The 26,635-nt window shown below is 67.2% G+C and carries 20 protein-coding genes and 4 pseudogenes; 14 read left to right on the top strand and 10 right to left on the bottom strand.

Features of this window, described 5'->3' with window-relative positions; all coding sequences use genetic code 11:
* Positions 1-8: 8 nt before the first annotated feature.
* The 6 genes and pseudogenes from L6444_RS20235 (at position 9) to L6444_RS20210 (ending at position 8,254) form a co-directional block, all read left to right on the top strand.
* Positions 9-1,229 carry a fatty acid desaturase family protein gene (locus tag L6444_RS20235; RefSeq protein ID WP_236976814.1) on the top strand — a complete coding sequence of 407 codons (1,221 nt, stop codon included), beginning with the start codon at positions 9-11 and terminating at the stop codon, positions 1,227-1,229.
* A 61-nt stretch (positions 1,230-1,290) separates the two neighbouring features.
* Positions 1,291-1,911, top strand: coding sequence for a TIGR03085 family metal-binding protein (locus L6444_RS20230; RefSeq protein WP_236976812.1), 621 nt, complete (start codon positions 1,291-1,293; stop codon positions 1,909-1,911).
* An 84-nt stretch (positions 1,912-1,995) separates the two neighbouring features.
* Entirely contained in the window at positions 1,996-2,778 is a 783-nt protein-coding gene (locus L6444_RS20225) for a TetR/AcrR family transcriptional regulator (protein WP_236976810.1), read from the top strand.
* Positions 2,708-5,292: pseudogene (locus L6444_RS20220) on the top strand (ABC transporter ATP-binding protein/permease). Before L6444_RS20225 ends, L6444_RS20220 begins: the two are co-directional and overlap by 71 nt.
* Complete coding sequence (locus tag L6444_RS20215) at positions 5,289-7,025, top strand: ABC transporter ATP-binding protein (protein ID WP_236976808.1); 1,737 nt, start codon at positions 5,289-5,291, stop codon at positions 7,023-7,025. Before L6444_RS20220 ends, L6444_RS20215 begins: the two are co-directional and overlap by 4 nt.
* A 164-nt stretch (positions 7,026-7,189) precedes the next feature.
* Positions 7,190-8,254, top strand: a complete 1,065-nt coding sequence (locus L6444_RS20210; protein ID WP_236984290.1) for a phosphotransferase family protein — start codon at positions 7,190-7,192, stop codon at positions 8,252-8,254.
* 9 nt (positions 8,255-8,263) lie between these two features.
* Here the strand turns inward: L6444_RS20210 and L6444_RS30745 are convergent.
* Together L6444_RS30745 and L6444_RS20205 are read right to left on the bottom strand one after the other, a co-directional pair.
* Positions 8,264-8,389 (bottom strand): annotated as a pseudogene (locus tag L6444_RS30745) (response regulator transcription factor); the annotation flags it as partial.
* A 103-nt stretch (positions 8,390-8,492) separates the two neighbouring features.
* Positions 8,493-9,656 carry an acyl-CoA dehydrogenase family protein gene (locus tag L6444_RS20205; protein WP_236976806.1) on the bottom strand — a complete coding sequence of 388 codons (1,164 nt, stop codon included), beginning with the start codon at positions 9,654-9,656 and terminating at the stop codon, positions 8,493-8,495.
* A 102-nt stretch (positions 9,657-9,758) separates the two neighbouring features.
* Between L6444_RS20205 and fabG the strand changes: the two genes are divergently transcribed.
* The 5 genes and pseudogenes from fabG to L6444_RS20180 all read left to right on the top strand — a co-directional run bounded on the left by fabG (position 9,759) and on the right by L6444_RS20180 (position 14,815).
* On the top strand, positions 9,759-10,499 hold the full coding sequence (gene fabG, locus L6444_RS20200; RefSeq protein WP_236976804.1) for a 3-oxoacyl-ACP reductase FabG: 741 nt from the start codon (positions 9,759-9,761) through the stop codon (positions 10,497-10,499).
* Positions 10,496-11,722, top strand: a complete 1,227-nt coding sequence (locus tag L6444_RS20195; protein WP_236976802.1) for an acetyl-CoA C-acetyltransferase — start codon at positions 10,496-10,498, stop codon at positions 11,720-11,722. Before fabG ends, L6444_RS20195 begins: the two co-directional genes overlap by 4 nt.
* Positions 11,719-12,912 (top strand): CoA transferase, encoded by a 1,194-nt coding sequence (locus L6444_RS20190; RefSeq protein ID WP_236976801.1) that lies wholly within the window; start codon positions 11,719-11,721, stop codon positions 12,910-12,912. The genes L6444_RS20195 and L6444_RS20190 overlap by 4 nt, the downstream gene beginning before the upstream one ends.
* Positions 12,909-14,102 (top strand): acyl-CoA dehydrogenase family protein, encoded by a 1,194-nt coding sequence (locus L6444_RS20185; protein WP_236976800.1) that lies wholly within the window; start codon positions 12,909-12,911, stop codon positions 14,100-14,102. Before L6444_RS20190 ends, L6444_RS20185 begins: the two co-directional genes overlap by 4 nt.
* 4 nt (positions 14,103-14,106) lie before the next feature.
* Positions 14,107-14,815: pseudogene (locus L6444_RS20180) on the top strand (GntR family transcriptional regulator).
* Positions 14,816-14,995: 180 nt separating this feature from the next.
* Here the strand turns inward: L6444_RS20180 and L6444_RS20175 are convergent.
* Positions 14,996-16,354, bottom strand: a pseudogene (locus L6444_RS20175) (HNH endonuclease signature motif containing protein).
* Between the two features lie 282 nt (positions 16,355-16,636).
* On the opposite strand from L6444_RS20175, the gene L6444_RS20170 reads away from it, so the two are divergent.
* Positions 16,637-17,005 carry a hypothetical protein gene (locus L6444_RS20170; RefSeq protein WP_236976799.1) on the top strand — a complete coding sequence of 123 codons (369 nt, stop codon included), beginning with the start codon at positions 16,637-16,639 and terminating at the stop codon, positions 17,003-17,005.
* A gap of 5 nt (positions 17,006-17,010) precedes the next feature.
* On the opposite strand, the gene L6444_RS20165 is transcribed toward L6444_RS20170, so the two are convergent.
* Genes L6444_RS20165 through L6444_RS20140 form a run of 6 tightly spaced genes read right to left on the bottom strand, consistent with a single transcriptional unit; the run spans position 17,011 to position 23,906 of the window.
* On the bottom strand, positions 17,011-18,528 hold the full coding sequence (locus L6444_RS20165) for a class I adenylate-forming enzyme family protein (protein ID WP_236976798.1): 1,518 nt from the start codon (positions 18,526-18,528) through the stop codon (positions 17,011-17,013).
* Entirely contained in the window at positions 18,521-20,008 is a 1,488-nt protein-coding gene (locus L6444_RS20160) for a class I adenylate-forming enzyme family protein (protein ID WP_236976797.1), read from the bottom strand. Before L6444_RS20160 ends, L6444_RS20165 begins: the two co-directional genes overlap by 8 nt.
* Entirely contained in the window at positions 19,998-21,464 is a 1,467-nt protein-coding gene (locus tag L6444_RS20155; RefSeq protein WP_236976796.1) for a class I adenylate-forming enzyme family protein, read from the bottom strand. Before L6444_RS20155 ends, L6444_RS20160 begins: the two co-directional genes overlap by 11 nt.
* Complete coding sequence (locus tag L6444_RS20150) at positions 21,464-22,249, bottom strand: enoyl-CoA hydratase/isomerase family protein (protein ID WP_236976795.1); 786 nt, start codon at positions 22,247-22,249, stop codon at positions 21,464-21,466. Before L6444_RS20150 ends, L6444_RS20155 begins: the two co-directional genes overlap by 1 nt.
* Positions 22,249-23,070: an enoyl-CoA hydratase/isomerase family protein gene (locus L6444_RS20145; RefSeq protein ID WP_370652922.1), complete on the bottom strand. Its 822-nt coding sequence runs from the start codon at positions 23,068-23,070 to the stop codon at positions 22,249-22,251. The genes L6444_RS20150 and L6444_RS20145 overlap by 1 nt, the downstream gene beginning before the upstream one ends.
* 14 nt (positions 23,071-23,084) lie before the next feature.
* On the bottom strand, positions 23,085-23,906 hold the full coding sequence (locus L6444_RS20140; RefSeq protein WP_236976791.1) for an enoyl-CoA hydratase/isomerase family protein: 822 nt from the start codon (positions 23,904-23,906) through the stop codon (positions 23,085-23,087).
* A gap of 131 nt (positions 23,907-24,037) precedes the next feature.
* Between L6444_RS20140 and L6444_RS20135 the strand changes: the two genes are divergently transcribed.
* Together L6444_RS20135 and L6444_RS20130 are read left to right on the top strand one after the other, a co-directional pair.
* Positions 24,038-24,736 (top strand): PaaI family thioesterase, encoded by a 699-nt coding sequence (locus tag L6444_RS20135; protein WP_236976789.1) that lies wholly within the window; start codon positions 24,038-24,040, stop codon positions 24,734-24,736.
* On the top strand, positions 24,733-25,632 hold the full coding sequence (locus tag L6444_RS20130) for an enoyl-CoA hydratase/isomerase family protein (RefSeq protein WP_236976788.1): 900 nt from the start codon (positions 24,733-24,735) through the stop codon (positions 25,630-25,632). Before L6444_RS20135 ends, L6444_RS20130 begins: the two co-directional genes overlap by 4 nt.
* Here L6444_RS20130 and L6444_RS20125 read toward each other — a convergent pair.
* Positions 25,629-26,420: a TetR/AcrR family transcriptional regulator gene (locus tag L6444_RS20125; protein WP_236976787.1), complete on the bottom strand. Its 792-nt coding sequence runs from the start codon at positions 26,418-26,420 to the stop codon at positions 25,629-25,631. The genes L6444_RS20130 and L6444_RS20125 overlap by 4 nt on opposite strands.
* Positions 26,421-26,635 lie beyond the last annotated feature (215 nt).

The raw sequence follows: 26,635 nt of genomic DNA, 5'->3' as shown, positions 1-26,635 counted from the left end.
GAAATTACATGGCTATCACCGACATCAAGGAATACGCCCACCTCACCACCGAGGACATCGAGCAACTCGCTCAAGAATTGGACGCGATCCGCGCCGACATCGAGGAGTCCCGCGGCGAACGCGACGCACGCTACATCCGGCGCTCCATCCAGTTGCAGCGGGCGCTGGCCGCCGGCGGCCGAGCTGCGTTGTTCGCCAGCCGGAACCGCTACGCGTGGCTGGCCGGCACGGGAATGCTCGCGATGGCCAAGATCATCGAGAACATGGAACTGGGCCACAACATCACCCACGGGCAATGGGACTGGATGAACGACCCAGAGATCCACTCCACCGAATGGGAGTGGGATACCACCTGCCCGAGCGTGCAGTGGAAGCACTCGCACAATTTCGTGCACCACAAGTACACCAACGTCGTGGACCTGGACGCCGATGTCGGGTACGGCATCATGCGCGTCACCCGCGACGAGCCTTGGGAGCCTTACTATCTCGGCAACCCGATCTACAACATGCTGCTGGGCACCCTGTTCGAATGGGGGGTGGCGCTGCACCACATCGAGTCCAAGAAGCTGCGCAAGAAGGAGAAGACCTGGGCCGAGGCCCGCAAGGATCTGCGCATCATCGGCAAGAAGGTCGCCAAGCAGGCCGGCAAGGACTACGTGGTCTTCCCGGCGCTGACCGGACGCAACTGGAAGCACACCATCAAGGCCAATATGACGGCCAACCTGATTCGCAACTACTGGGCGTACATGGTGATCTTCTGCGGCCACTTCCCGGACGGCGCCGAGAAATTCACCGTCGAGGAGTTCGAGAACGAGACCAAGGGCGAGTGGTACCTGCGGCAGATGCTCGGATCGGCGAACTTCAACGCCGGACCGATCATGGCGTTCGTCAGCGGGAACCTGTGCTACCAGATCGAGCATCACCTGTTCCCGGACCTGCCCAGCAACCGGTACGCGGAGATCGCAGTGCGGGTGCGCGAACTGTGCGACAAGTACGACCTGCCCTACACCACGGGATCGCTTGGGCGACAGTACTTCCAGTCGTTCTGGACGATCCTGAAGCTGGCGTTGCCGGACAAGTACCTCAAGGCCTCCTCCGACGACGCGCCGGAGACCCGCTCGGAACGCAAGTTCGCGATCCGCAAGGGCGTCCGGGACAGCTTCGTCGACCCGGAGACCGGAAAGCGGCGCGGTCTGCGCACCGCACTGCGGGAGCTGCGGGCGGCGTGAGCCGCCCGGCGGGCCGGGATACGATCCTCCGAACGCCCCGACGAATGAAGGGAGGGCGGAATTGTCCGTCGCACGACGCGAGCGTGCCGCTCTGGTAGAGACCATGCGCAGCGCCGGCCCCGACGCCCCCACCCTCTGCGAGGGCTGGGACACCCGAGATCTGGCGGCCCACCTGGTGATCAGGGAGTACCGCCCGGACGCCGCGCCGGGCATCCTCATCCCGTACTTCGCCGGCCACACCGATAAGCTGCAGAACAAGGTCGCTCAGGAGACGGACTGGGAGACGCTGGTGGACAAGGTCGCCTCCGGCCCGCCCGCCTACTCGCCGTTCAAACTGCTCGACGCGGTGGCCAACGTCGCCGAGATGTTCATCCACAACGAGGACGTCCGCCGCGCCCAGCCCGGCTGGGAGCCGCGCGAACTGGAGCCGAAGCTCGTCGAGCGGCTGCGCAAAACCGTGCCGCTGATGGGCCGGCTGACCCTGTCGAAGGTGCCGGGCCGGGTGGCCCTGCGCACCAACGACGGCAAGACGATCCTGATCGCCGGCCACGGCCCGGCCGTTACCGTCACTGGCAATCCCGAGGAATTGCTGCTGTTCGCCGTCGGCCGGACCGCCCGGGTGGACTTCGAGGGCGACGAGTCCGCGGTGCAAGCCGTCAAGGATGCGCCCAAGGGCCTGTAGTGCCGCAGAGCACCCGGAGTTGACCTGCAGTAAGGCAACCCTTAGTTTGTGGGGGTAACTTACTAGCTCGGGGTGGGCCTGGATATGAGCACCGTGACGTCGCGGGTAGGCGGCCGTCCAGCGCTGATCGCGGTGGACGACGTGGTCCGCGTCGGTCGCGAGTTGGGTCTGCGGCGGCTGAGCGTCAACGCGGTCGCCGCACGACTCGGGGTCTCGGCGACCGCGCTGTACCGGCACGTGGAGAGTCGCTGGGAGTTGGAGCGACTGGTCGGCGAGAGTCTGCTCGCCGAGCTCGAACTGCGCGACGACCCCGACGACGGCATCGAAGGCCACCTGCTGTCCTTCGGGCTGCAGCTGTGGCACTACACCGTCGAGCATCCCGGTCTGGCGTCCTATCTGCAGGTGCTGTTCCCACGCGGCGACGCCGGGGTGCGGTTGCTGGTCACCGAGGTCGATGCGCTGAGTCGGCGCGGCTACGCCGAAGAGGCGGCGATCGTGTTGAGCAGCGCCGTCGCCACCCTGGCGATCAGCCTGGCCGCCCGCGAAGAAAGCAACACCAGCACTACCGGTGGCGACCAGGCCGACAGGTTCGCGGCGGAACGCGACGCCGTGGCGCAGCGGCTGGCCGGGCACCCGCGGCTGGGCGCCGCACACGGTGTGCTCCCGGAGTTGGCGAGTGCGGAGTACGTGCGGCTGTTGCTGGCCGCGTCGATCAAGGGGCTGGTCGGGGAGATCCCGCCCGGGCGTCCGATCACCGAAGTCGTGGCGGCCACACCGCCGCGGGAGAGGACCGTTGATGGCACGCGGATTTTCCGGCGTGGTGATGAGGGGCTACGGCGCGCGCGACCATATGGCGACGGTGCTTGAAACCCAGCTGATCGCACCGCATATGGTGCGGGTCCGGATGGAGTCGACGACGCTGTTCGACGAGGTCGAGCCCGAGCCGGCGGCGTGGTTGCGGTTCTGGTTCCCGGATCCGAAAGGATCCAAGACCGAATTCCAGCGCGGCTACACCCTTTCCGAAGCCGACCCGGCCACCGGTCGGTTCGCCGTCGACGTGGTGCTGCACGAGCCGGCCGGACCCGCATCGACCTGGGCCCGCAACGTCGCACCCGGCGCCAGCATCGCGGTGATGGTGCTGATGGGCTCCACGCGCTTCGACGTGCCCGAGGAACAGCCGGCCGGATACCTGCTGATCGGTGACTCGGCGTCCATTCCCCGGGATCAACGGGATCATCGAAACCGTCCCGGATGACATCCCGATCGAGACGTACCTCGAACAGCACCACGACAACGACCCGCTGATCCCGATCACGCCGCATCCCCGGGTGCGGGTGCACTGGGGTGCCCCGACGGGACGAGAAGGCACTGGCCAACGCGATCGAGAGTCGCGACTGGTCGAACTGGTACTGCTGGGCGACCCCGGAAGCCAACGCGCTCAAGCACGTCCGCAAACGGCTACGCGACGAGTTCGGGTTCCCCAAGTCCGAGATTCACGCGCAGGCGTATTGGAGCGCCGGCAAGGAGATGGGTACCCGGCGCGGCGACGAGCCCGCTGAGGCGCCCGCGGCTGAACCGGAAGTTGTTGCGGCGCAACCGGAATCCGTCGAGGCGCCAGCCGTGCCGGCCACCCGGGGCAGCTGGCGCGCGCAGGCCGCCGGCCAGTTGCTGGCGCCGTTGCGCTCGGCGCTGATCGTCTCCGGGGTGCTGCAGGCCATCGTCACGCTGGTGCAGTTGGCGCCGTTCGTGCTGCTGGTCGAGCTTGCCCGGTTGCTGGCCGCCGGCGCTGAGGAGTCCCGGTTGTGGAATCTCGGGCTGTGGGCGGTGTCGCTGTTGGGATTGGGCGTGCTGCTCGGTTCGGCGCTGACGCTGTGGCTGCACGTGGTCGACGCGCGGTTCGCCACCGACCTGCGTTCCCGGCTGCTCGCCAAGCTGTCCCGGCTGCCGCTGGGCTGGTTCACCGCCCGCGGGTCGGGGGCGATCAAGCAGTTGGTGAGCGACGACACGCTGTCCCTGCACTATCTGGTCACCCACGCCATCCCGGACGCGGTCAACGCCGTGGTGGCCCCGGTGGCGGTGCTGCTGTATCTGTTCGTCGTCGACTGGCGAGTGGGGCTGGTGCTGTTCGTGCCCGTGCTGGTCTACCTGGTGACGATGTCGGTGATGATGGTCCAGTCCGGGCCACGCATCGCGCAGGCCCAGCGGTGGGCGGAGCGGATGAACACCGAAGCCGGCGCCTACCTGGAAGGCCAGCCGGTGATCCGGGTGTTCGGGGGCGCCGCCGCCTCGAACTTCCGGCGGCTGCTCGACCAGTACGTCGGCTTCCTCGTCGCCTGGCAGCGGCCGTTCACCGGCAAGAAGACGCTGATGGATCTGGCCACCCGTCCCGCGACGTTCCTGTGGCTGATCGCGACCACCGGCACGCTGCTGGTGGTCACCCACCGGATGAATCCGGTCGATCTGCTGCCGTTCTTGTTGCTGGGCACCACCTTCGGGGCCCGGCTGCTCGGCATCGGCTACGGGCTCGGCGGCATCAGGGGCGGCATGCTGGCCGCACGGCGCCTGCAGATCGCGCTCGCCGAACCGGAGCTCACCGTCGAAGAGCTGCCGGTTTCCCACTCCGCCGCGGGTGTGGTGTTCGACGCCGTCAGCTTCGGCTACCGCCCGGACGTGCCGGTGATCCGCGACGTGTCGCTGCAGTTGCGGCCCGGCACCGTGACCGCCCTGGTCGGTCCGTCCGGTTCCGGAAAGTCCACGCTGGCCGCGCTGCTGGCCAGGTTCCACGACATCCAGGCCGGGTCCATCCGGGTTGGCGGACAAGACATTCGGTCGTTGACCGCCGACGAACTCTACACCCGCGTCGGATTCGTGCTGCAGGAGACCCAGCTGGTGCACGGCACCGTCGCCGAGAACATCGCGCTGGCCGTGCCCGACGCCACCCGTGAGCAGATTCAGTCCGCGGCCACGCAGGCGCAGATCCACGACCGCATCCTGCGGCTGCCGCAGGGCTATGACACCGTGCTGGGCGCCGCGGCCGCGCTGTCCGGTGGGGAACGCCAACGCCTGACGATCGCCCGCGCGATCCTGGCCGACACCCCGGTGCTGATTCTCGACGAAGCCACCGCCTACGCCGACCCGGAATCGGAATACCTTGTGCAGCAAGCGCTCAACCGGCTGACTCAGGACCGAACCGTGTTGGTGATCGCGCACCGGCTGCACACCGTCACCGGTGCGGACCAGATCGTCGTGCTCGACCACGGACGCATCGTCGAGCGCGGCACCCACGACGAGTTGCTGGCCGCCGATGGCCGCTACCGCCGCCTCTGGGATACCGGCCGGCCCCGGGCGGCTGTCAGCGCCGGTCAGGAGGGTGCCCGATGATCCGCGCCTGGCTCAGCCTGGTACCGGCCGAGCGCCGGAGCAAGGTGATCGCTTATGCGACACTGACTTTCGTCTCGGTGGTCGTTCGGGCGGTCGGCACCGTGCTACTGGTCCCGTTGGTTGCCGCGTTGTTCGGCGACACCCCGCGGCAGGCGCTGGTGTGGCTGGGCTGGCTGACCGCGGCGACCGTGCTCGGCTGGTTGATCGACACCACCACCGCGCGCCTCGGATTCGACTTGGGCTTCGCCGTATTGGACCACACCCAGCACGACGTGGCCGACCGGCTCCCCGATGTCCGGCTGGACTGGTTCACCGCCGAAAACACCGCGACCACACGGCAAGCCATCGCCTCGACCGGTCCCGAACTGGTCGGCCTGGTGGTCAACCTGCTGACGCCACTGATCAGCGCGGTGCTGCTGCCCGCGGTCATCGCCCTGGTGCTGTTGCCGATCTCCTGGCAACTCGGTGCGGCCGCGCTGGCCGGGGTGCCGCTGATGCTGGCCGCGCTGTGGGCGTCGGTGCGGCTGTCGCGCAAAGCCGACGCCGCGGCCGGTGCGGCCAACAGCGCGCTGACCGAGCGGATCATCGAATTCGCCCGTACCCAGCAGGCGTTGCGTGCCGCGCGCCGTGTCGAGCCGGCCCGCAGCATGGTCGGCGACGCGTTGAGCAGGCAGCACAGTGCGACGATCCGGCTGCTGGGTATGCAGATTCCGGGACAGTTGCTGTTCAGCATCGCCAGCCAGGTGGCGCTGATCCTGCTCGCCGGCGCCACCACGGCCTTGACGGTCGGCGGCACGCTCACCGTGCCGGAGGCCATTGCGCTGATCGTGGTGATCGCCCGCTACCTGGAGCCCTTCACTACCGTCAGCGAACTGGCGCCGGCTCTGGAGAGCACCCGCGCCACCCTCGACCGCATCCGGTCGGTGCTGACCGCGCCGAGGGTTGCGGCCGGCGCCGAATCGCTGCCTTCCCAATCCGCGCCACGCATCGAGTTCGACGGTGTCACTTTCGGTTACGACGGGGGCAGCCATCCGGTGCTGGACGGTGTCAGCTTCGCGCTGGAGCCGGGTACTGCGACCGCGATCGTCGGTCCGTCGGGATCCGGCAAGAGCACGGTGCTGGCGCTGATCGCCGGACTGCATCAGCCGACCCGCGGCCGCGTCCTGATCGACGGTGTCGACGCCGCCGCACTGACCGCCGATGCCCGTCGCGCCGCGAGCAGCGTGGTGTTCCAGCATCCGTACCTGTTTCACGGGACCATTCGGGAGAACGTGCTGGCCGGCGATCCGGGAGCCGACGAAGACCGGTTCACCCGGGCGATCCGGCTGGCCCGGGTCGACGAACTGACCGGCAGGCTGCCGGACGGGGTCGACGCGGTCGTCGGCGAGGCGGGCTCGGCGCTGTCCGGCGGCGAGCGCCAGCGGGTGAGCATCGCCCGTGCCCTGCTCAAAGGGTCGCCGATCCTGCTGGTCGACGAGGCAACCAGCGCCCTGGACAACGAGAACGAGGTCGCGGTGGTCGAAGCGCTGACCGCCGAACCGGAGTCGCACACCAGGGTGATCGTGGCGCACCGGTTGGCCAGCATCCGGCACGCCGACCGGGTCCTGTTCGTCGAGAACGGACGGGTCGTCGAGGACGGGCCGGTCGACGAGTTGCTGGCCGCGGGCGGCCGGTTCAGCGAGTTCTGGCGCCAGCAGCACGAGGCGGCCGAATGGCGGATCGCCGCGGAGTAGGCGGCTGGCTTCGGTTCCGCCGTGGTGACCCTGCTGCGAACCTCGGCAGGATTTGTCACTGTGCCGTCAGCCTCGCGAGGGGACGACTGCCGTAACTCTTTCCGTATGGCTTACAGTCGGGAGTTCAGCCTGGCTGTAGCGGGAGGCGTGTTGTGAGTGCCCTGATGTCGATTCCCCGGTATCCCACCGACGTGACCGCCGAATGGCTGTCGCGGGTGCTCAGCCAACGCGGCACCCCGGTCGAGGTGAGCGAGACCCGCGTCGAACCGATCGGCACCGGGCAGACCGGCGCCACCTACCGGGTGACGGCCGGTTACGGTTCGGATCAGGGTGAGCTGCCCACCACGTTCGTGATCAAGTTGCCGGCCCAGGACGACGCGGTGCGCGACCGGGTGGTCTTCGGCTACCGCAGCGAGTGTGCGTTCTACGCCTCGGTGGCCGACCGGGTACAGGTGCCGACACCGGACTGCTTCTACAGCGAAATCAGCGAGGACGCAGCGAATTTCGCTTTGTTGCTGGCCGACCAGGCGCCCGCGGTTCAGGGCGATCAACTCGCCGGCTGCGGCGAGCAGGAGGCGCGGCTGGCGGTCACCGCGCTGGCCGGGCTGCACGCACCCAGCTGGTGTGATCCGGTCTGGCTGGACTTCCAGGGCATCGCTTTTGCGCGCCCGGACGCCGAGGGCGCCAAGGGCATGGGCGAGGTCGCGAAAATGAGCGTGGATATCACGCTGCAGAAACTCGGCGACCGGATGACCGCAGCCGATCGCGAGACCTTCTCCACGACAATGAGTTTGGTGGCGCCGTGGCTGATGTCCGAATACGACCGGTTCGCGCTGCTGCACGGCGACTACCGGCTGGACAATCTGCTGTTCGACCCGCAACGGACCCGGGTGAGCGTAGTGGACTGGCAGACGCTCGGTGTCGGGCTGCCGGCGCGCGACCTCGCCTACTTCACCGCGACCAGCCTGGATTCGCAACTGCGGCCGGCCATCGAGGAATCGCTGGTCGAGCAGTATCACCGGGCGTTGTGTGATTACGGGGTGAGCGGCTACGACCGTGAAACCTGTTGGCGGGACTACCGGCTCGGGGTGCCGCAGGCCTTGCTGATCTCGGCGTTCGGGTTCGCCTTCGCCAGCTCCACCGAGCGCGGCGACGACATGGTGCTGACCATGCTCGCTCGCGGCTGCCAGGCGGTTCGCGATCTGGGCACGCTGGAATTGATCGGCTGAGCCGGACAGTCAATTGTGGCGCCCCGCTTCGTGAACCAGTTGCATGCGCGAAGTGAGCCCAAGCTTGCTGTAGACGTGGGTTAGATGCGTTTGCACGGTGCGCGGCGAGATGAACAGCCGGGCGCCGATGTCCTTGCCCAGCGCGGTCGATCCTGCGCTGAGGGCGCATCGCACTCGCGTTTCGAAGCCCTGGGCGCAGAGTCAACGCGGCCTTGCTGCGAAAGTGCCAGCTTGCCGCTTAGCGCTGGGCTCCCTTGACCAGGTTGCCGCCGATGATCAACCGCTGAATCTCGCTGGTGCCCTCGTAGAGTCGCAGCAACCGCACGTCGCGATAGATCCGTTCCACCGGTACGCCGCGCATGTAGCCACTGCCGCCGTGCACTTGCACCGCCAGATCGGCGACCTTGCCGGCCATCTCGGTGCAGAACAGTTTGGCCGCCGACGGCGCGATGCGCCGGTCCTCGTTTGCGACCCACGCGCGTGCGGTATCGCGGACCAGCGCACGCCCGGCGAGCACCCCGGTCTGCTGGTCGGCCAGCATCGCCTGCACCAACTGGAACTTCCCGATGGGCGTGCCGCCCTGTGTCGCGGTCGCGGCGTAGGCCACGGATTCGTCCAGCGCACGCTGTGCCGCGCCGACCGCCAGCGCGGCGATGTGCACGCGGCCGCGCGCCAGCGAGGTCATGGCCGCCCGGTAACCGATGTCCTCGGCGCCGCCGATCAACGCGCTGTCGTCGACCCGGACATTGGTGAAGGTGACGTCGGCCGTCCAGGCGCCCTCCTGGCCCATCTTGGCGTCCTTGACACCGACCTGGACGCCGGGAGTATCGGCCGGGACCAGGAAGACGGCGATGCCCGGCCCCCGTTCGTCGGCGGGCCGGGTGCGGGCGAAGACGATGAACAGGTTCGCGACGGGTGCGTTGGTGATGAAGCACTTCTGGCCGTCGATCACCCAATCCTGTTGATCGCGAACGGCTTTGGTCTTCAGGCCGGCCGGGTTGGAGCCAGCGCCGGGTTCGGTGAGGGCGAAGGAGGCGACGGTTTCACCTGATGCGATGGACTCCAGCCAGCGCGCCTTCTGTTCGTCGGTGCCGAAGCCGACGAGCACCTGCCCGGCGATGCCGTTGTTGGTGCCGAACATCGACCGCAGCGCCAGCGAGGTGTAGCCCAACTCCATGGCCAATTCGACGTCCTGGATCAGGTTCAAGCCCAGCCCGCCCCACTCCTGGGGGATCGCGTAGCCGAACAGGCCCATCTTCTTGGCCTGGTCGCGCAGGTCGTCGGGCACCTGATCGTCGTCGAGGATCTGCTGCTCGCGCGGTATCACCGCGGTGCGCACGAAATGGCGCGTCTGCGCCAGGATCTCGCGGAAGTCCTCGTCGGAGACCTCGGCAACGGACATCGTTCGGTGCTCCTTCGACCGGCTTGATAGGGTGAACCAATATCATATATGAAATATGATTTACGACCGAAGTGCCCGGTTCGGGCCAGGAAAGGGAGCGAGATGTCGTTGCTGGAGGGTCAGACCGCGGTGGTCACCGGGGGTGCGCAAGGCCTTGGTTTCGCCATTGCCGAGCGGTTCATCGCCGAGGGTGCGCGAGTGGTGCTCGGTGATGTCAACCTCGAAGCGACGCAGGCCGCGGCCGAGAAACTGGGCGGCGAGCAGGTGGCCGTCGCGGTCCGCTGCGACGTCACGAAAGCGGACGAGGTGCAGAACCTGATCCAGACCGCGATCGACCGTTTCGGCGCGCTGGACATCATGGTCAACAACGCCGGCATCACCCGCGACGCGACCATGCGCAAGATGACCGAAGAACAGTTCGACCAGGTGATCGCAGTGCACCTGAAGGGCACCTGGAACGGCACGCGGTTGGCCGCCGCAGTTATGCGCGAGACGAAGCGCGGCGTCATCATCAACATGTCCTCGATCTCGGGCAAGGTCGGCATGATCGGGCAGACCAACTACTCCGCGGCCAAGGCCGGCATCGTCGGCATGACCAAGGCCGCCGCCAAAGAGCTTGCCTACCTGGGTATTCGGGTCAACGCGATCCAGCCCGGTCTGATTCGTTCAGCGATGACCGAAGCGATGCCGCAGCGGATTTGGGACTCCAAGGTCGCCGAGGTGCCGATGGGCCGCGCCGGTGAACCCAGCGAAGTGGCCAGTGTCGCCCTGTTCCTGGCCTCTGACCTCTCGTCCTACATGACCGGGACCGTGATGGAGATCACCGGGGGCCGACACCTGTGACCGCTCGGCACGAGGCCGTGATCTGCGAACCGGTCCGCACTCCGATCGGCCGCTACGGCGGAATGTTCAAGTCGCTGTCCGCCGTTGAGCTGGGCGTCGCTGCCCTGCAGGGTCTGCTCGACCGCACCGGCATCGCTCCCGAGGCGGTCCGGGATGTCATCCTGGGGCACTGCTATCCCAGCGCCGAGGCCCCGGCCATCGGTCGGGTGGTGGCGCTGGATGCCGGGCTGCCAGTGACGGTGCCTGGCATGCAGGTCGACCGTCGCTGCGGCTCGGGGTTGCAGGCGGTGATCCAGGCATGCCTGCAGGTGAGCACCGGCAACGACGACCTGGTGATTGCCGGTGGCTGCGAGAGCATGAGCAACGTCACGTTCTATTCCACCGATATGCGTTGGGGCGGAGCGCGATCCGGGGTGCGCATCCACGACGCCCTGGCCCGCGGCCGCAGCACCGCCGGCGGCCGCAACTACCCGGTGCCCGGCGGCATGCTGGAGACCGCCGAGAACCTGCGCCGGCAGTACGGCATCTCCCGGCAGGAACAGGACGAGCTCGCGGTGCGCTCACACCAGCGTGCGGTGGCCGCGCAGAAGGACGGCCTGCTAGCCGAAGAGATCATCCCGGTCACGGTCCGCACCCGCTCGGGCGACGAGCGGATCGACACCGACGAGCATCCCCGCGCCGACACCTCGGTGGAGTCGTTGAGCAGGCTCAAACCCGTTCTCGGCAAAGACGATCCGGATGCGACGGTGACCGCCGGCAATGCCAGTGGCCAGAACGACGCGGCCGCCATGTGCGTGGTGACCACACCGGAGAAGGCCGCCCAACTCGGGTTGACGCCATTGGTGCGGTTGGTGTCCTGGGCGCAAGCCGGGGTGGCGCCGAACGTCATGGGAATCGGGCCGGTGCCCGCTACCGAAGCCGCGCTGGCCAAGGCCGGCCTGAAGCTGAGCGACATCGACCTCATCGAGCTCAATGAGGCGTTCGCCGCCCAGGCGCTCGCGGTGATGCGGGAGTGGAACTTCGGCGCCGCCGACCATGACCGGACCAATGTGCTGGGCTCCGGCATCTCGCTGGGCCACCCGGTCGGGGCGACCGGCGGCCGGATGCTGGCCACTCTGGCGCGTGAACTCTACCGGCGCCAGGCGCGCTACGGCCTGGAGACCATGTGCATCGGCGGCGGTCAGGGGTTGGCTGCCATCTTCGAGCGGGTCGGGGCGCTGTGACGCTGCCACTGACCGGTGTGCGCATCGTCGAGGTGTCCAGCTTCGTCGCCGCGCCGCTGTGCGGCATGACGCTGAGTCAACTCGGTGCGCAGGTGATCCGCGTCGATCCGATCGGCGGTGCCTCCGATACCCAACGGTGGCCGCTGGCCGAGGACGGCACCTCGATCTACTGGACCGGACTGAACAAGGGAAAGCGTTCGGCCACCATCGATCTGCGCTCACCCGAGGGACAGGATCTGGTGCAGCGGCTGATCGTGGAAGGCGACGGAATCGTCGTCACCAACTCGGCCGGGCTGTCCTGGCTGAGCCATGAAGCATTGGCGGCCAAGCGATCCGACGTCATCCACCTCCAATTGCTGGGGCGCGGTGACGGATCCACCGGGGTGGACTACACCGTGAACGCGGCCATTGGATTCCCGTTGGTCACCGGTCCGGCTGACTACGCAGGTCCGATCAACCACGTGCTGCCGGCGTGGGACGTCAGCTGTGGTCTGTACGCTGCACTCGCCGTGGTCGCCGCGGTGCACCGCCGCGACCAGTCCGGATCGGGTGCGCGAATCACCCTGGCGCTGGAAGACGTTGCGCTGGCCACCGCGGGCAACCTCGGGCTGCTCACCGAACCGCAGATACTCGGAACCCAGCGACCGCGGGTCGGCAATTCCATTTTCGGCCAGTACGGTCAGGACTTCGTCAGCCGCGACGGAGCCAGGTTCATGGTGGTGCTGTTGACGCGCAGGCACTTTCGCGATCTGGTCGAGGTGACCGGCACCGGGGCGGCGATGGCCGCACTGGCCGACGCGCTGGGTGCGGACTTCGGCACGGAGGGTGACCGATACCGCTACCGCGACGTACTCTCCGGGCTTTTCGGCACCTGGTTCGCCGACCACACCGCCGAAGAGATCGAGGCCGGGCTCTCGGGCAGCACCGTGCTCTTCGAGCGGTACCGTACCTTCGCCGAAGTGGCCGCCGACCCGAAAGTGACTGCGAATCCGCTGTTTTCCCGGTTGCAACAGCCGGGTGTGGGGGAGTATTTGGCTCCCGCCCTGCCGGTGGCGTTCGACGGTGAACATCCGGCCAGCATCGCCGCGCCGGGGCTGGGGGCCGACACCGCCGACCTGCTCTCCGAACTGGGTCTGACCGCGGCGGAGATCGCGCGCCTGGTGGCCGCGAAAACGATAGGGACGCAATGACAAGACTCGCCCAGACCCTCGGCCTGACCGAGATCCAGACCGAGATCGTCACCACGGTAAGGCAGTTCGTCGATAAGGAGATTATTCCGAACGCGCCCGAACTCGAGCGCAGCGACACCTACCCGCAGGCGATCGTGGACGGCTTGCGCGAGATGGGCCTGTTCGGGTTGATGATCCCCGAGGAGTACGGCGGTCTGGGGGAGTCGCTGCTGACCTATGCGTTGTGCGTGGAAGAGCTGGCGCGCGGCTGGATGAGCGTGTCCGGCGTGCTCAACACCCACTTCATCGTGGCCTACATGTTGCGCCAGCACGGCACTGAGGAACAGAAGCAGCGCTTCCTGCCGCGGATGGCGGTCGGCGAAACCCGTGGCGCCTTCTCGATGTCGGAGCCGGAGCTGGGTTCCGACGTGGCCGCGATCCGGACCCGCGCGACCCGCAATGCGGACGGCACCTACACGATCGACGGCCAGAAGATGTGGCTGACCAACGGCGGCAGCTCCACGCTGGTCGCCGTATTGGTACGCACCGACGAGGGCGCCGACAAGCCGCACCGCAACCTGACCGCCTTCCTGGTCGAAAAGCCGGTCGGCTTCGGTGAAGTCGTGCCCGGCCTGATCATTCCCGGCAAGATCGACAAGCTCGGCTACAAAGGCATCGACACCACCGAACTCATCTTCGACGGCTACGGTGCCAGCGCCGATGACATTCTCGGCGGCAAGCCGGGGCAGGGTTTCTTCCAGATGATGGACGGCATCGAAGTCGGTCGTGTCAACGTTTCGGCGCGGGCCTGCGGCGTCGGTATCCGCGCCTTCGAGTTGGCGGTGCGCTATGCCCAGCAGCGCCAGACGTTCGGTAAGCCGATCGCCGAGCACCAGGCCATCGCGTTCCAGCTGGCCGAGATGGCCACCAAAGTCGAAGCCGCGCACCTGATGATGGTCAACGCGGCGCGGCTCAAGGACTCCGGCGAGCGCAACGACGTGGCGGCGGGAATGGCGAAATACCTTGCCAGCGAATTCTGCTCGGAGGTGACGCAGCAGAGCTTCCGGATCCACGGCGGTTACGGTTACTCCAAGGAGTACGAGATCGAGCGGCTGATGCGTGACGCGCCGTTCCTGCTGATCGGCGAGGGAACCAGCGAAATCCAGAAGCAGATCATCAGCAAACGCCTGCTCGACGAGTATCGGATGTGAGGCGATGACGGTTCCGGATTTCGGTGCGCGTCCTCAGCTTTCCGAGGACGTCGCGGCCTTTGTCCGAAAGCGGATCTTCGAGGGCACCTACGCCGCCGGTCAGTACGTGCGGTTGGACCAGTTAGCCGCAGAACTGGGCGTCAGCGTCACGCCGGTGCGTGAGGCGTTGTTCGCGTTGCGCGCCGAAGGCCTTGTCGCGCAACAGCCCCGACGTGGTTTCCAGGTGCTGCCCTTGACCCGGCGCGACCTCGCCGATGTCGCCAATGTGCAGGCCCACGTGGGTGGCGAGCTGGCGGCTCGGGCCGCCTCGCACATCACCGATGCCCAGCTAGCTGCGGGAACTGAAAGAGATTCAGGCGCAGCTGGAGGAGGAGGCCTATGCAGACCACGATGACGAGCGCACCATCCGGCTCAACCACGAGTTTCACCGGGCGATCAACATCGCCGCGGATTCGCCGAAGTTGGCTCAGGTGATGTCTCAGATCACCCGGTACGCGCCCGAATCGGTGTTCCCGATGATCGAGCACTGGCCCGACCAGGCCGTCAAGGACCACCGTCGGGTGCTCGCCGCGCTGGCTGAGCGCAACGAGGAGTCGGCTCGTCGGGCGATGTCGGAACACCTTGCCGCCAGCGCTATTCCGCTGATCGAGCATCTCATCGAGCGGGGAGTGGTTGCGCAACCGGCGTCGGATGCTGCGGCGCCGCCGCAGTAGCCGCGGCGGATGCCTGACGTCGGCGGTTGAACAGCCGCTGCTCCATCATGCGCTCGAGTTCCCGTCGTACGTCCCGGCGCGCCGTGCGCCACAATGGCTGCTTCACCCAGCAGGCGGCCGAGGCGTCACCGATCACGGAGCACGTTCGCGCTCCGCGGGTACGCCGAAGTCGTTGCGCCCCTAGGGATCGGCGTCGTCGTCGGGTGGGTAGCGGCGTTCGGGGTGGTGGAAGGTGTTGATGCGGGGTTGGCCGTGGTCGAGGTGGGTGGGGGTAGCCATTGGGTGAGGCCGCGGCTGGTGGTGTGGGTGGTCCAGCCTTTGTCGGCGAGGCGGTTGTGGATGCCGCAGGCCAGGGCGAGGTTGGTGATGTGGGTGCTGTGGCAGGTTTGCCAGGCGGTGAGGTGATGGACCTGGCAGTGGTAGGCCGGGGTGGTGCAGCCGGGGCGGTGCAGCCGCGGTCGCGGGCATACAGGATCAGGCGTTGGGCGCGGTTGGCCAGCCGCTTGGTGTGGTAGAGGGCCAGCGGTGTGGCGCCGTCGAACAGGGCGAGGTAGGGGTGCGCGGCGCCCGACCAGCGGATCACATCGGACATCGGCACTAGACTGCCGCCGCCGGTGCGGGCTTTGCCGGTGCCGGCTTCCAATTCGGTCAGGTGGTGGTGACGATCAGGGTGACCGGCAACCCGTTATGGTGGCCGAGTTTGCCGCAGGCCAGCAGCGCCAGCAGCCCGGCCTGCAGCCCATCGTGCTGACGCTGAGCCGTGGTGCGGGTGTCGCGGCGGACCGCCTCGGGGTCGGGCTCGCCCTCGTCGATGTGGGGCAGGTGGTCGTCGGGGTTGGCGATGCCGGGGGCGGCCAGCTTGGCCCAGGCGGCTTGCAGGGCGGCGCGCAGCGCGGGGGTGATCCAGCCGGTGAGTTTGGACATGCCGTCGGGGTCTTGTTTGCCCAGACTCAGGCCGCGCTTTTTCGCGCGTTCGTCGTCGGAGAATTCCCCGTCGGGGTGCAGGTAGGTCAGTAGTGCGGTGGCGTAGTCGGCGACCTCGTCGGGCCGGGTGGTGGCGGCTTGGTCGGCCAGGTCGGCTTCGGCGTGTTCGCGGGTGCCGGCGTCGATGTCGGCGGGCAGGTGTGTGAAGAATTTGCGGATTTCCGCCACGTGCTCACTGCCGATGCGGCCGCGGCGTTGGGCGGCGGCGGTGGCGGCCAGCTTCGGGGGCAGCGGCTCCCCCGTCAGCGACATCCGGGGACCGAGGTCGGCGGCGTCGGCGATGCGCCGGCTGGCCTGGGCGCGGGTGATGCGCAGCCGGTCGGCCAGCGTATTGCGCAGGGTGTCGCCCAGCTCCTCTTTGGTGGCGGTGCCCAACTGGTTGAGCAGCTGATGCTGCGGCACCGGCAGCCGCCGCGCCACCGTCTCCAAGCGCTCCAGGATCGCCATCCGCTCCGGGGTGCTCAGCACCTCAAACCGCAACTCACACAACCGCTCGACGGCCGCATCACACGCGTCGAGGACCTCGACGATCTCCGCACGCGTGTTCGCAAGCATGTTCGAATGAAATCGCCCCGCGGCGACACCACCCCGGCCGTCGCCAGCCCAAAAGCAAGCCTGTGGATCAACCCTCAACTGTGGATAGCCCACGCCGCCGAATGGCGGAGATACCGAAAAAGCAAGCCGCACAACAGATATCGCCCGCAATATCGAGTCCGGGAGCGGCCAACGACCTCCAGAGGTGCCCAAAAGTGATGGTCAGACAACGGATCGGCCCGTGGTGGTGACTTGCGCGAAACGGCATACTGTGCCTGGGGGTGGCATGAGAGGAAGAACCAAATGCCGCACACGTTCGCTTCCCGCGCATCGGCCGCAGCGCTCGCCTGCCTGTCGGCGATCCCACTGGCGCCACCCGCCGTTGCCGAACCGCTGGATCCCATCCCGGGTAACGGTGTCTTCGTCGTGGGACCCGACATCGTCCCGGGGCTCTACCGTACGGCCGGGTCGGCGTCGACGTTCGGCGTCTGGATCAACAATGTGCCGACCCAGGATTCGATGTGCGCCTGGTTCACCTACAGCACGCCGGATGCGAACAAAGAGCATGTCCTGCAGACGAATATCTCGGTCGGGCCGATGTTCGCCAACATCAACACATCGGTCAAGGCCTTCGAATCGCAGAACTGCCAACCGTGGACGCGGGTTCCGTAGCGACGCTAAGACCCCGCTTCGGTCAGCATCTCGCGCAGCAACCTGACGTCGACTTTCCCGGTGCCGCCGCGGGGCAGATCGTCGACGGAGTCCAGCAGCAACCACACGGTCGGGACCTTGAAGGCGCTCAGCAATTCGCGTGCCGCAACACGCAATTGGTCGACCCCAACTTCACGGCACACCACCGCGGCTCCCACCCGCTGCCCAGCGCCGACGGGCACATTGGTGACGACGACCGCTTCGACTCCCGCGACGGTGCGCAGTGCCTTCTCGACTTCGCTGGGGTAGACGGTGGCGCCGCTGACCTTGAACATGTCGTCGCAGCGGCCGTGGTAGAACAGGAAGCCTTCGGCGTCCAGACGCCCGAGGTCGCCGGTGGGGTAGAAGCCGTCGACGGTGAAGACTTCTTCGCGGCTGCGGCGGCAGATGCCACGCAGCGTATGCGGGCCACGCAACTGGATCATCCCGACAGTTCCGGACGGGACCGGCACCCCGGTATGGGGATCGACGATGCGAACTTCCGTGCCGGAGAACGGTTTTCCACAACTACCCCAGGCCGATGTCGGCAGGTCGGTGTCAGCGCGCCAGCCGCAGTACGGCCCGAACGACTCCGTCATGCCGAACAGCGTTGCGCGGGCGCCCGGTTGCGTTCGCTGCTGCGGTGGCAGCAGTGCCTCCAGGCTGCCCGGCCGCAGTGCGGACAGGTCAGTCTGTGCCCGCTGCGCGTGGCGTGCCAGCATCTGGGCCTGGTCGGGCCAGCCGCGGAACAGCGTGACTCGTTCGCGTTCCAGCAGCCGCAGGGTGGTATTGGGTTGTGGGGACTCTTCGGTCACCAGCGTGGCACCGGCCAGCAGCGCCGACAGGATGCCGCCACCGAACCCGCCTACCCAGAAGAACGGCATCGGCAGATACAGCCGGGTGCCGGCATCGATGCAGCGCGCGTGGAGGCCGGAGCCCACCGCGCCCAACGCGCTGCCGTGTGAGTGCACGACCCCCTTGGGCGCTCCGCTGCTGCCCGAGGTGAAGATGATCACCATCGGGTCGGCCGGCGTGACGGTGGCAGCTATCGTTGCGACGGCCCCACGGTCACCAAAGGGCGCCGAAGAGAGCTCGTCTGCCAACCAAACACTATGTAGCGCTGGTAGATCCATCCGTGGCACGGCCCGGACGTCGTCGATGTAGCGGTGCCTGCGGAACTCCTGCACGCTGATCAGCACCTGAACGGCCGCCATTCGCAGCTGCGCCCGGAGTTCGCGTGGCCGCAGCAGCGTGCTCAGCGGCACCAGCACCGCACCTATGCGGGTGACCGCCAGGGCGATCTGTACCCAGCGCACACTGTTGGGCATGATCAGTCCGACCCGGGTGCCCTTGCTCACCCCCAGCGCGACCAGCGCAGCGGCCAGTTCGGTTGTCGTCGAGTCGAGTTCGGCGTAGCTGAGCCGGGTCGTCGGGTCGATCACCGCTGGCTTGCCCGCTGCGCCGAGAGCACGGCGCCGTAGTAGCCCATCGACGGTGTCAGGCATCGAACAGCTTTTTCAGTTGCGCCAGGTCGACTTTTCCGCTGGACAGCAATGGCACGTCCGCGCGCGGGACGGCGACGAATCGGCGCGGGATCTTGTACGCCGAAAGTTCGGTGCGCAGCCGATCACGCAGCGCTGCTTCGTCGAAGCCGGCCACGCCGTCCGGTAGCACGATCGCCGCCGCCACCACCTGACCGCGCCCGGCGTCGGGCAGACCAACTACGTGGGCCGTCAAACCCGCACGGCCAATCGCCGTTTCGACTTCCGCGGCGGAGACATTGGCGCCGGCGGTCTTGATCATGCCGGACATCCGTCCGAGAAAGTACACGTATCCCTCGCCGTCGACACGCACCAGATCGCCGGTGTGGAACCATCCGTCGGCGTCGAAGCATTCTTCGCGACTGCGTTTGTAGTAGCCCTGCATCACGTAGGGCCCGCGGATGCACAGCTCGCCCGAGTCGAGGACCTTGGTCTCGAAACCCGGGGCCGGGCGTCCGTAGGATCCGCGCCGATGTTCGGGCTGGTCGGACTCGTCGTCGCTGATCAGCAACACGGACCCGGCTTCGGTCATCCCCAACATGTTGTGCCGCAATTCCGGATCGGCCGGCCGTGTGTCCGGTGCGTTGATCGGGTAGAGATTGCCCCGCCGCGACGAGGAGAAATCCCGTGCGGGGTAGCTGGGGTGCTCGATGAGATGCCTGATTCCGGAAACGAAACCGTTTGTCATGGTCGGCTTCACGTTCTCGATGAGATCGAGTGTCACGCCCGCATCGGCGGCGTTGGAACACACCAAGGTCGAGCCGGCGGACAGGGTGGCCAGCAGCCCGAACGCGAACCCCCCGATCCAGCAGAACGGTGAGTTGCAGAATAGTCTGTCGGCGGCGGTGAGACCGCGAATCATATTGAGGCCGAGCTGGTTTCCCAGCAGGCCGGCGTGAGTGTGTACCACCCCCTTCGGGGCGCTGGTGGATCCGGAGGTGTAGACGATGGCCAGCACGTCGCAGCCGTCGACATCGGCCTCGAGTGCGTTCAGCAGTGCGGCGTCGGCATCGCAGGCCAGCTCATCGCAATCGAACACCACGTGGCGCAACAGCGGCGCACCCGCACTCACGTCCCGCAGTCGCTCGACGTAGTCGTGGGTACGGAACGACCGGGCGCTCAGCAATATCGCGGTGTCACTGTGCACCAGTTGCTCGCGGATCTCGCGCGGGGTGGCGAAGGTCGAGAACGGGATCACCACCGCACCGATGCGCGCCGCGGCCAGCATCGCGACCACGAACTCGGGGCCGTTGGGGTAGAGCAGCCCGATATGGGTTCCCTTGCCCGCCCCCAGGGCGATCAATCCGTGGGCGAGGTCCGCGGAGCGCCGGTCGGCTTCGGCGTACGAGATCCGCTCGCGGTCGCATACCAACAGGGTGTGCTCGGCCCGCGCGGTGGCTTGTCGTCGCAAGGTGGCGGCGACCGTGCAGGGTTCACCGGACATGGTTGCCGGGGTCTGCGGGTGCCGGCCGGAAGTAGGCACGCACGGCGCTGAGGTCCGCTTTGCCGGACGCAGTGCGCGGGATGGCGTCGACGATCGCGATATCGGTGGGGATCTCGTAGCGGGCCAATCGTGTTCGCAGGAAATCCACCAGCTCGTCGGGTTCGGCGCTGGCGCGCAATTCCACCATGGCGACCGGGGTTTCGCCGAGACGGTCGTCGATCCGGCCGACCACCGCCGCGCCCGCGACGGCGGGGTGTGCCTCCAGGGCGGCGCGCACGTCGTCGGGCATGACCTTGAATCCGCCGCGGATTATCGCCTGATCGGCGCGCCCCAGAATCCAGACGAAGCCGTCTTCGTCGATGCGGGCCATGTCGTTGGTCGGCATCCAGTCGGCGGCGGGGCCGAGCTGAGCGGGTTTGACCTCGAGCCGGCCCGGCTGGCCGAACGCGCGTGGTTCGCCGTCCTCGCCGACCACCCGCAGCTTGGCGCCGGGATTGATGCGCCCCACGCTGCCGCGCTTTTCCCGCCAGTACCGCTGATGGTCAGCAAGTGTCCAGCCGGCCACGCCACCGCCGAATTCCGTTGCGGCGTAGGAGGTCAGCACCGGGATACCGAACTTCTCGGTGAATGCGTCGGCGTCGTCGGCCGATAACGGCGCGGTACCGCAGGTGACTGCGCGGATGCCGGCCAGGTCGGCACGCGTCATCTCGGAGTGCAATACCGTGCGCAGCGCTGCGGGCACCAGCGAAACCGCGCGGGGCCGGTGTCGCCGTACCGCGTCGGCCCACGCCTGCAACTCGAACTTTTCCAGCAACACGAAGGGTCGCGGCTCCACGACACACTGAAGTACCCGGAACACGCCGCCGATGTGCACCAGCGGGGAATTGACGATAGCGACCCCACGCCGCAATTCGGTGGGCGCGGCCGCGCCGGCGTACCCGGCGCCCATCACGCTGTGCGCCAGCATGTCGTAGCTGAGGTCGATTCGCTTGGGCGGCCCGGTGGTCCCGCTGGTCAGCATGCGGACCGCGACAGCCGAACCGGCTCCATCGCCGACGGGTTGACTAAGATCCCCGGGCTCCGCCAACGTCCCGGAGATAGTGACCGTGGGCGTGCCCGCCGCCACGAATCGGGCCAGATCGTCGGTTTCGCCGATCACCAACGGCAGTCGCAGTTCGGCGATGTCGGCTCGGGTGCGGTCGTCGCCGCGGGACGGGTTGATGGTGACGACGGTGCCGCCACCCAGCAGCACCCCGAGGAATGCAGCCACGTGCCCGGGCCGGTTGCGCAGCAGAATGCCGACCTGCGGATGGTCACAGGTCAACGACGCTATGCGGCGGGCGTTTTCGCCGACCCACGCCCACGTATACCAGTCGGCACCGTATTCGATGGCAGGCGCGCCAGGCTCAAGCTCCGGCACCTGCCCGATGCGCCGGCTGAGGGGATGCCGGCTCATCACCGCAGCCTGGGCGCGCCGGACGATTTCGGCTGGGCGGCAAGCTCGGCCGTGCCCAGCGGATTGCCCAGCCTGGTGTAAATCAGTCCCTGCTCCATAGCGGTGCGGTAGGGCTTGTCCAGCGACTCCCAAATGGCCTTCACGGTGCCCTGGGTCGCCGTGGGCGGTTTGGCGGCGATGGTCGCGGCGATCTCATGGGCCCGCGCCCAGAGGCTTTCCGGGGCAACCACTTCGGTTACCAAGCCGATCCGCAGCGCGGTGTCGGCGCAGACCCGCTCGTCGTTCCCCATCAGCGCGATCCGCAGCGCTTCGCCCAGGCCGACCCGGCGCATCAGGCCGATCGGTTCCAACGCGCAGACCAGGCCGGCCGATACGTGCGAGTCGAAAAACGTTGCGTCGGTAGAGCAGATCACCACGTCGGACTCGTTGACGAAGTAATACGCGCCCGCGGTGCACATCCCCTGCACCGCACACACCACCGGTTTCCACATCTTCTGCCACTTCGGGCTGAGCAACTCGCCCGGATCCTCGTGATTCCAGACATTGTCGGGCTGCCCATAGGAGGTCTTGATGTCCAGTCCGGCGCTGAAGGCACGATCACCGGCGGCGCGCAGCACGACCGCGTGCACCGCATCGTCGAATTTGACGCTGCGCCAGGCTTCGGCCATCTCCTCACACATGGTGCGGTTGAAGGCGTTGAGTTGCTCGGGCCGGTTCAGCGTGATCGTCGCGACGTGGTCGGCGGCGTCGACGTCGAGCAGGATGGTCTGGAAAGCTGTGGTCATCAGCGGCACTGCCAGTCCGGTTTGCGCTTCTCCACGAAGGCTTTCGGTCCCTCCTGGGCGTCCTCGGTGCGCAGCACCCGCTCGCGGAACGTCTCGGCGAGGATCTCGGCCTCGTGCAGGTTGACGTTGAGTCCCTTCAGGATCGCCAGCCGGGTGCCGCGAACGGCCAGCGGCGCATTGGAATTGACGATGTCGCCGATTTCGCGGGCCCGGTCCAGCAGCCGCTCATGCTCGACGACCTCGCTGATCAACCCCAATTCGTAGGCGCGCTGGGCGCTCATCCGTTCGTGCTTGCCCATCAGGGCCATCCGCAGGGCGATCGAGCGGGGAAGCACCCGCGACACCCGCACCATCTCGCGGCCGGCCACCAGTCCGATGCTGACGTGCGGATCGAAGAAGGTGGCCTGTTCGGACGCGATGACGATGTCGGTCGTGGTGACCCAGTCCATGCCCGCGCCGCAACACAATCCGTTGACTGCGGTGATCACCGGCTTGGCCGCGGTGCGAAACGGCGGGGTGCCCTCCTGCGGCGCCTCCCACTGGTCGTAGGTCGACAGGTAGGGCCGCTCGTAGATCACCTTGCCGTCTTCGGGAATCTCCTTGACGTCGGCGCCCGTGCAGAAGGCGCGGCCGGTTCCGGTGACGATGGTCAGCCACACCTGGTCGTCGTTCTCCGCCTCCTCATAGGCGGCTCGCAGCTCGGTGATCATGTGTGGGCTCAGCGCGTTGAGAGCCTCGGGGCGGTCCAGTGTGATGGTGGCGGTGTGCCCGTCGACCTCGTAGCGGATGTTGTCGAACGCGGGCATAGGGGTTCCCTTCATGGTCGTGTCACCGCTCAGCGGCCCTCGAACCGCGGCGCGCGGCGCTCCCGAAATGCTGCCAGACCCTCTTTGAAATCACCAGTGCGGCAAGACAGTTCGAGGTTGTAGAGCTCCTGGTTCAGGGACTCGGCCAAGGTTGCCCGCTGACCGTACTGCAATGCCTGCTTGGCCAGGCCGATCGCCACCGTCGCTCCGCCGGCCAGCCGCGCGAGCAGGCGCTCGGCGGCGTCGTCGAGCTCGTCCGCCGTCACCGCCTGGTGGATCAGGCCCCAGTCGGCCGCGTCGGCGCCGCTGATCTGCTCGGCGAGCAGCAACATCCGCCGGGCCCGGGCCAGCCCGACGAGTCGGGACACCAGCCACGTCGAGCCCGAGTCCGGGCTGAACCCGCGGTCCACGAACGGCTCCCAGAAGGTGGCATCCCGGCTGGCCACGGTGAAATCGGCGGCCAGCGCCAGGTTGCAACCCAGCCCCACCGCCCAGCCGCGCACGCTGCAGACCACCGGCAACTGAATGGTGTGGACCAGTTCGATGACGCGGTGTGCTCCGTGCGGCACCCGGCGCACCAGGTCACCGGCGCGCGGGCGCGCGGCGCCGGGGCGGTTCGCGGTCACCCAGTCAGAGCCGGAGCAGAAATCGTCCCCGGCGCCGCAGATGTGGATCGCGCGCAGCGAATCGTCCGCGGCCGCGTCGGTCAAGGCGTCGATCAGGGCGTCGATCATCAACGGCGTCAACGAATTACGCCGAGACGGGCGATCCAGGGTTATCCGCAACACCGCGTCGGCACGGCTGAGCGCCACCGAACCGTCGCCGGCGGCGGTCTGCGCCTCGTGGCTCACGCTGGACTCCGACCTTCCCCAGCCCTACGGTTACCCATACAGTAGGCAATACGATTGCTGACGTGTATAAGTTAGCAAGAAACCCAACCGGCGGAAACGGGGCCGGTGGAACCGGCGACCAAAGAGGGGAAATGGCCGAGGGCACCAGCAGCCGCCGCCCGTCCGACGATCCGTCCGAAGCCTCCGTCAGATTCGGCGAGACGCCGCTGGACCAGACCGTCGCCGCGGCCGCTGCGATGCGCCGGCTCGCTTCGCTGATGCTGTCGCTGGAATCCCCGCACCCGGCTGTGGACGCCATGGTGGCCAAGTTCGCCGAGTGGGAGGCCGAGCTCGCCGCTGCCGCCCCGGCCGACAGCGCCCCGCGCATCGGTGAGCGCGAGAACGACGCCCGCCGGGTCTATCTGAACCACGCCACCGACATCGGGGCCTACAATCCCTGTTTCCCCGAATACCGGTTCGAGCGACTCGACCCCGACGCCGCGTCCGGACGCGTCACGTTCCCGGTGCTGTATGAAGGCCCGCCCGGCCTGGTGCACGGTGGCTTTCTCGGTGTCTTCTTCGATTGCGTTATACAGCACCATAATTGCCACACCGGGCGCTCGGGCAAGACGAGGTCGCTGAACATCACCTTCCGTCGTCCGACACCGCTGCTGACCGAATTAGGCTTCGACATCGCCCGCTCGCAGGTGGAGCGGGGGATCACCTCGACGGCGCGGTTGCTGCTCGACGGCGAGGTGCTGTGCACCGGTGAGGTCAGCACCCTGGCGTCGCGACCGGATCAGTTGTCCACCACCCGGTTCGGCAGGCGCAGAACGGAGACCCAAGCATGACAGACACCGACACCACCGACGATCGGGTGCGCTACGACGTCGACCCGGACCGGCGCATCGCCACGATCACCCTGAACAACCCCAAGCAGCGCAACTCCTATGACGCCGCGATGCGTAACGCCGTCGCCCGTCACCTCGACGACGTCGCCGACGACGACGACATCACCGTGGTCATTCTGCGCGGCGCCGACGGCGTCTTCAGCACCGGCGCCGACATGAACAATGCCTACGGCTGGTACGGAGCCGGCAAAGAGCAACGACCGCAGCGGAGCCGGCCCAGCCAGCGCCGCCGACTTACTGTGGACCGCAAATCATTCGGCTTCTATCACAACCTGATGGGCTTTCCGAAGGTGACGGTCGGAGAGATTTCCGGCTACGCCCTCGGCGGCGGCTTCGAAATGGCGCTGATGACCGACATCTCGGTGATCGGCCGCGACACCAAGATCGGGATGCCGGCAACACGGTTCCTCGGTCCCGCGCTGGGCAGCCTGCACATGTTCTTCCATCGGCTCGGACCGGTGCTGGCGCGCCGGCTGCTGCTGACGGGCGACATCATCGAGGCGGGCCAGCTCGAGCACCTCGGAATCTTTACCGACACCTGCGATCCCGGCATGGTCACCGCCCGCGCACGGTACTGGGCCGAGAAGGTCGCCAAGATGCCGGCGGACGGGATCGTGATCGCCAAGGAGGCGTTCCGGCTCGTCGAGCAGACCCAGGCCTACAACGGCGAGGAAGTCGCGAGCTATCTCTTCCACGCCTACGGCACCAATCTGCAGTTCGGCCCCGGCGAATTCAATTTCGTCAAGACCCGCGCCGAACACGGGACCAAGGAGGCTTTCCGGTTGCGCGACGAGCACTTTCACGTGCCGGAGCCGGAACGCCTGACGGATACCTAACCGTTCGTCTTGGCGCGCGGCGTGCTGGACTTGGCGGCCTTGCGTGGCCGTGCCCCGGTCTTGGCGGACTTCGCGCCCTCTTCGATGAGTCGCTCGGCATGGTCGAGGATGCAGTCCAAGCCGTATTCGAAATTGGTTTCGTCGGGGGCGCCGATGCGGTGACCCTTGCCGGTGACCTGAGCGATCAGTGGAGTGGTCTGCGGGTCGATACCCACCGCGTCCTCGATCGAGCGCGGGCCGCTGTCCGGGGTCTGGTTCTTCTCGAACAGTCGTTGCAGCACCACGGATCCGCGGACATGCAGGGAGACGGCCGAATAGGTGTCGAACGCGTCCTCCGGTGACAGCCCGGCCTCCACCAGATTGGAGATCGCGCGCTCCATCTCCTGAGCGCCCATCCGCGCCGCCTTGGGGCTCAGCGCCGCACGAATCAGAATCAGGTCGCACAGAATCGGGTTACCCATGAACGTCTTACGCATGGAGCGGGCGTGGTTACGCAGCGTCTCGCGCCAGTCGCTGGCTTCGACGTACGGCGTGGCGAAGACGTATTTGCCCAGCGCGCGGTCGGTCATCGCGTTGAGCAGGTCGTCCTTCTTACGGAAGTACCAGTAGATACTCGTCACACCGACACCCAGGTGTTTGCCGAGCAACGGCATGCTGAGGTTGTCGACCGACACCTGTTCGGCGAGTTCAAATGCACCGCTGATGATGTCATCGGGATTGATGGAACCGCGTTCGCGTCGCTGACGTTTCTCGGCGGTTGCCTGCTTTGCCACTACGGGCACCTCCATGACGATCCGTGCTGCGTATTCCGGGCGTTTCGTTGATCGACTAGCTTACCGGTAGCCCTTGGCGATGCTCGCTGAATCCGATGTTACCTCTGCTACTGTAATCCCTATCGTAGGCATTTTGGTATCTCGTCTCCGAGCGCCCTGCGGCGGTAGTGGTGGCACCGGATCTGCCGCTGCGCCGGCGCCTCCGCGGGCGTGGGGCACCGGTGTCCCGG

It is taken from the genome of Mycobacterium kiyosense (genome assembly GCA_021654635.1).
GTDB lineage: Bacteria > Actinomycetota > Actinomycetes > Mycobacteriales > Mycobacteriaceae > Mycobacterium > Mycobacterium kiyosense.
Note: the sequence above shows the minus strand (reverse complement) of the source record. Positions and strands in the feature narration are given on the sequence as shown.

Coding starts and splice junctions, on each gene's coding strand:
- L6444_RS20135 (WP_236976789.1), top strand. CDS start 24,038: ATGGCCGAGGGCACCAGCAGCCGCCGCCCGTCCGACGATCCGTCCGAA.
- L6444_RS20130 (WP_236976788.1), top strand. CDS start 24,733: ATGACAGACACCGACACCACCGACGATCGGGTGCGCTACGACGTCGAC.
- L6444_RS20225 (WP_236976810.1), top strand. CDS start 1,996: ATGAGCACCGTGACGTCGCGGGTAGGCGGCCGTCCAGCGCTGATCGCG.
- L6444_RS20165 (WP_236976798.1), bottom strand. CDS start 18,528: ATGCCTGACACCGTCGATGGGCTACTACGGCGCCGTGCTCTCGGCGCA.
- L6444_RS20235 (WP_236976814.1), top strand. CDS start 9: ATGGCTATCACCGACATCAAGGAATACGCCCACCTCACCACCGAGGAC.
- L6444_RS20145 (WP_370652922.1), bottom strand. CDS start 23,070: ATGAAGGGAACCCCTATGCCCGCGTTCGACAACATCCGCTACGAGGTC.
- L6444_RS20185 (WP_236976800.1), top strand. CDS start 12,909: ATGACAAGACTCGCCCAGACCCTCGGCCTGACCGAGATCCAGACCGAG.
- L6444_RS20205 (WP_236976806.1), bottom strand. CDS start 9,656: ATGTCCGTTGCCGAGGTCTCCGACGAGGACTTCCGCGAGATCCTGGCG.
- L6444_RS20160 (WP_236976797.1), bottom strand. CDS start 20,008: ATGTCCGGTGAACCCTGCACGGTCGCCGCCACCTTGCGACGACAAGCC.
- fabG (WP_236976804.1), top strand. CDS start 9,759: ATGTCGTTGCTGGAGGGTCAGACCGCGGTGGTCACCGGGGGTGCGCAA.
- L6444_RS20150 (WP_236976795.1), bottom strand. CDS start 22,249: ATGACCACAGCTTTCCAGACCATCCTGCTCGACGTCGACGCCGCCGAC.
- L6444_RS20125 (WP_236976787.1), bottom strand. CDS start 26,420: ATGGAGGTGCCCGTAGTGGCAAAGCAGGCAACCGCCGAGAAACGTCAG.
- L6444_RS20155 (WP_236976796.1), bottom strand. CDS start 21,464: ATGAGCCGGCATCCCCTCAGCCGGCGCATCGGGCAGGTGCCGGAGCTT.
- L6444_RS20215 (WP_236976808.1), top strand. CDS start 5,289: ATGATCCGCGCCTGGCTCAGCCTGGTACCGGCCGAGCGCCGGAGCAAG.
- L6444_RS20170 (WP_236976799.1), top strand. CDS start 16,637: ATGCCGCACACGTTCGCTTCCCGCGCATCGGCCGCAGCGCTCGCCTGC.
- L6444_RS20210 (WP_236984290.1), top strand. CDS start 7,190: ATGTCGATTCCCCGGTATCCCACCGACGTGACCGCCGAATGGCTGTCG.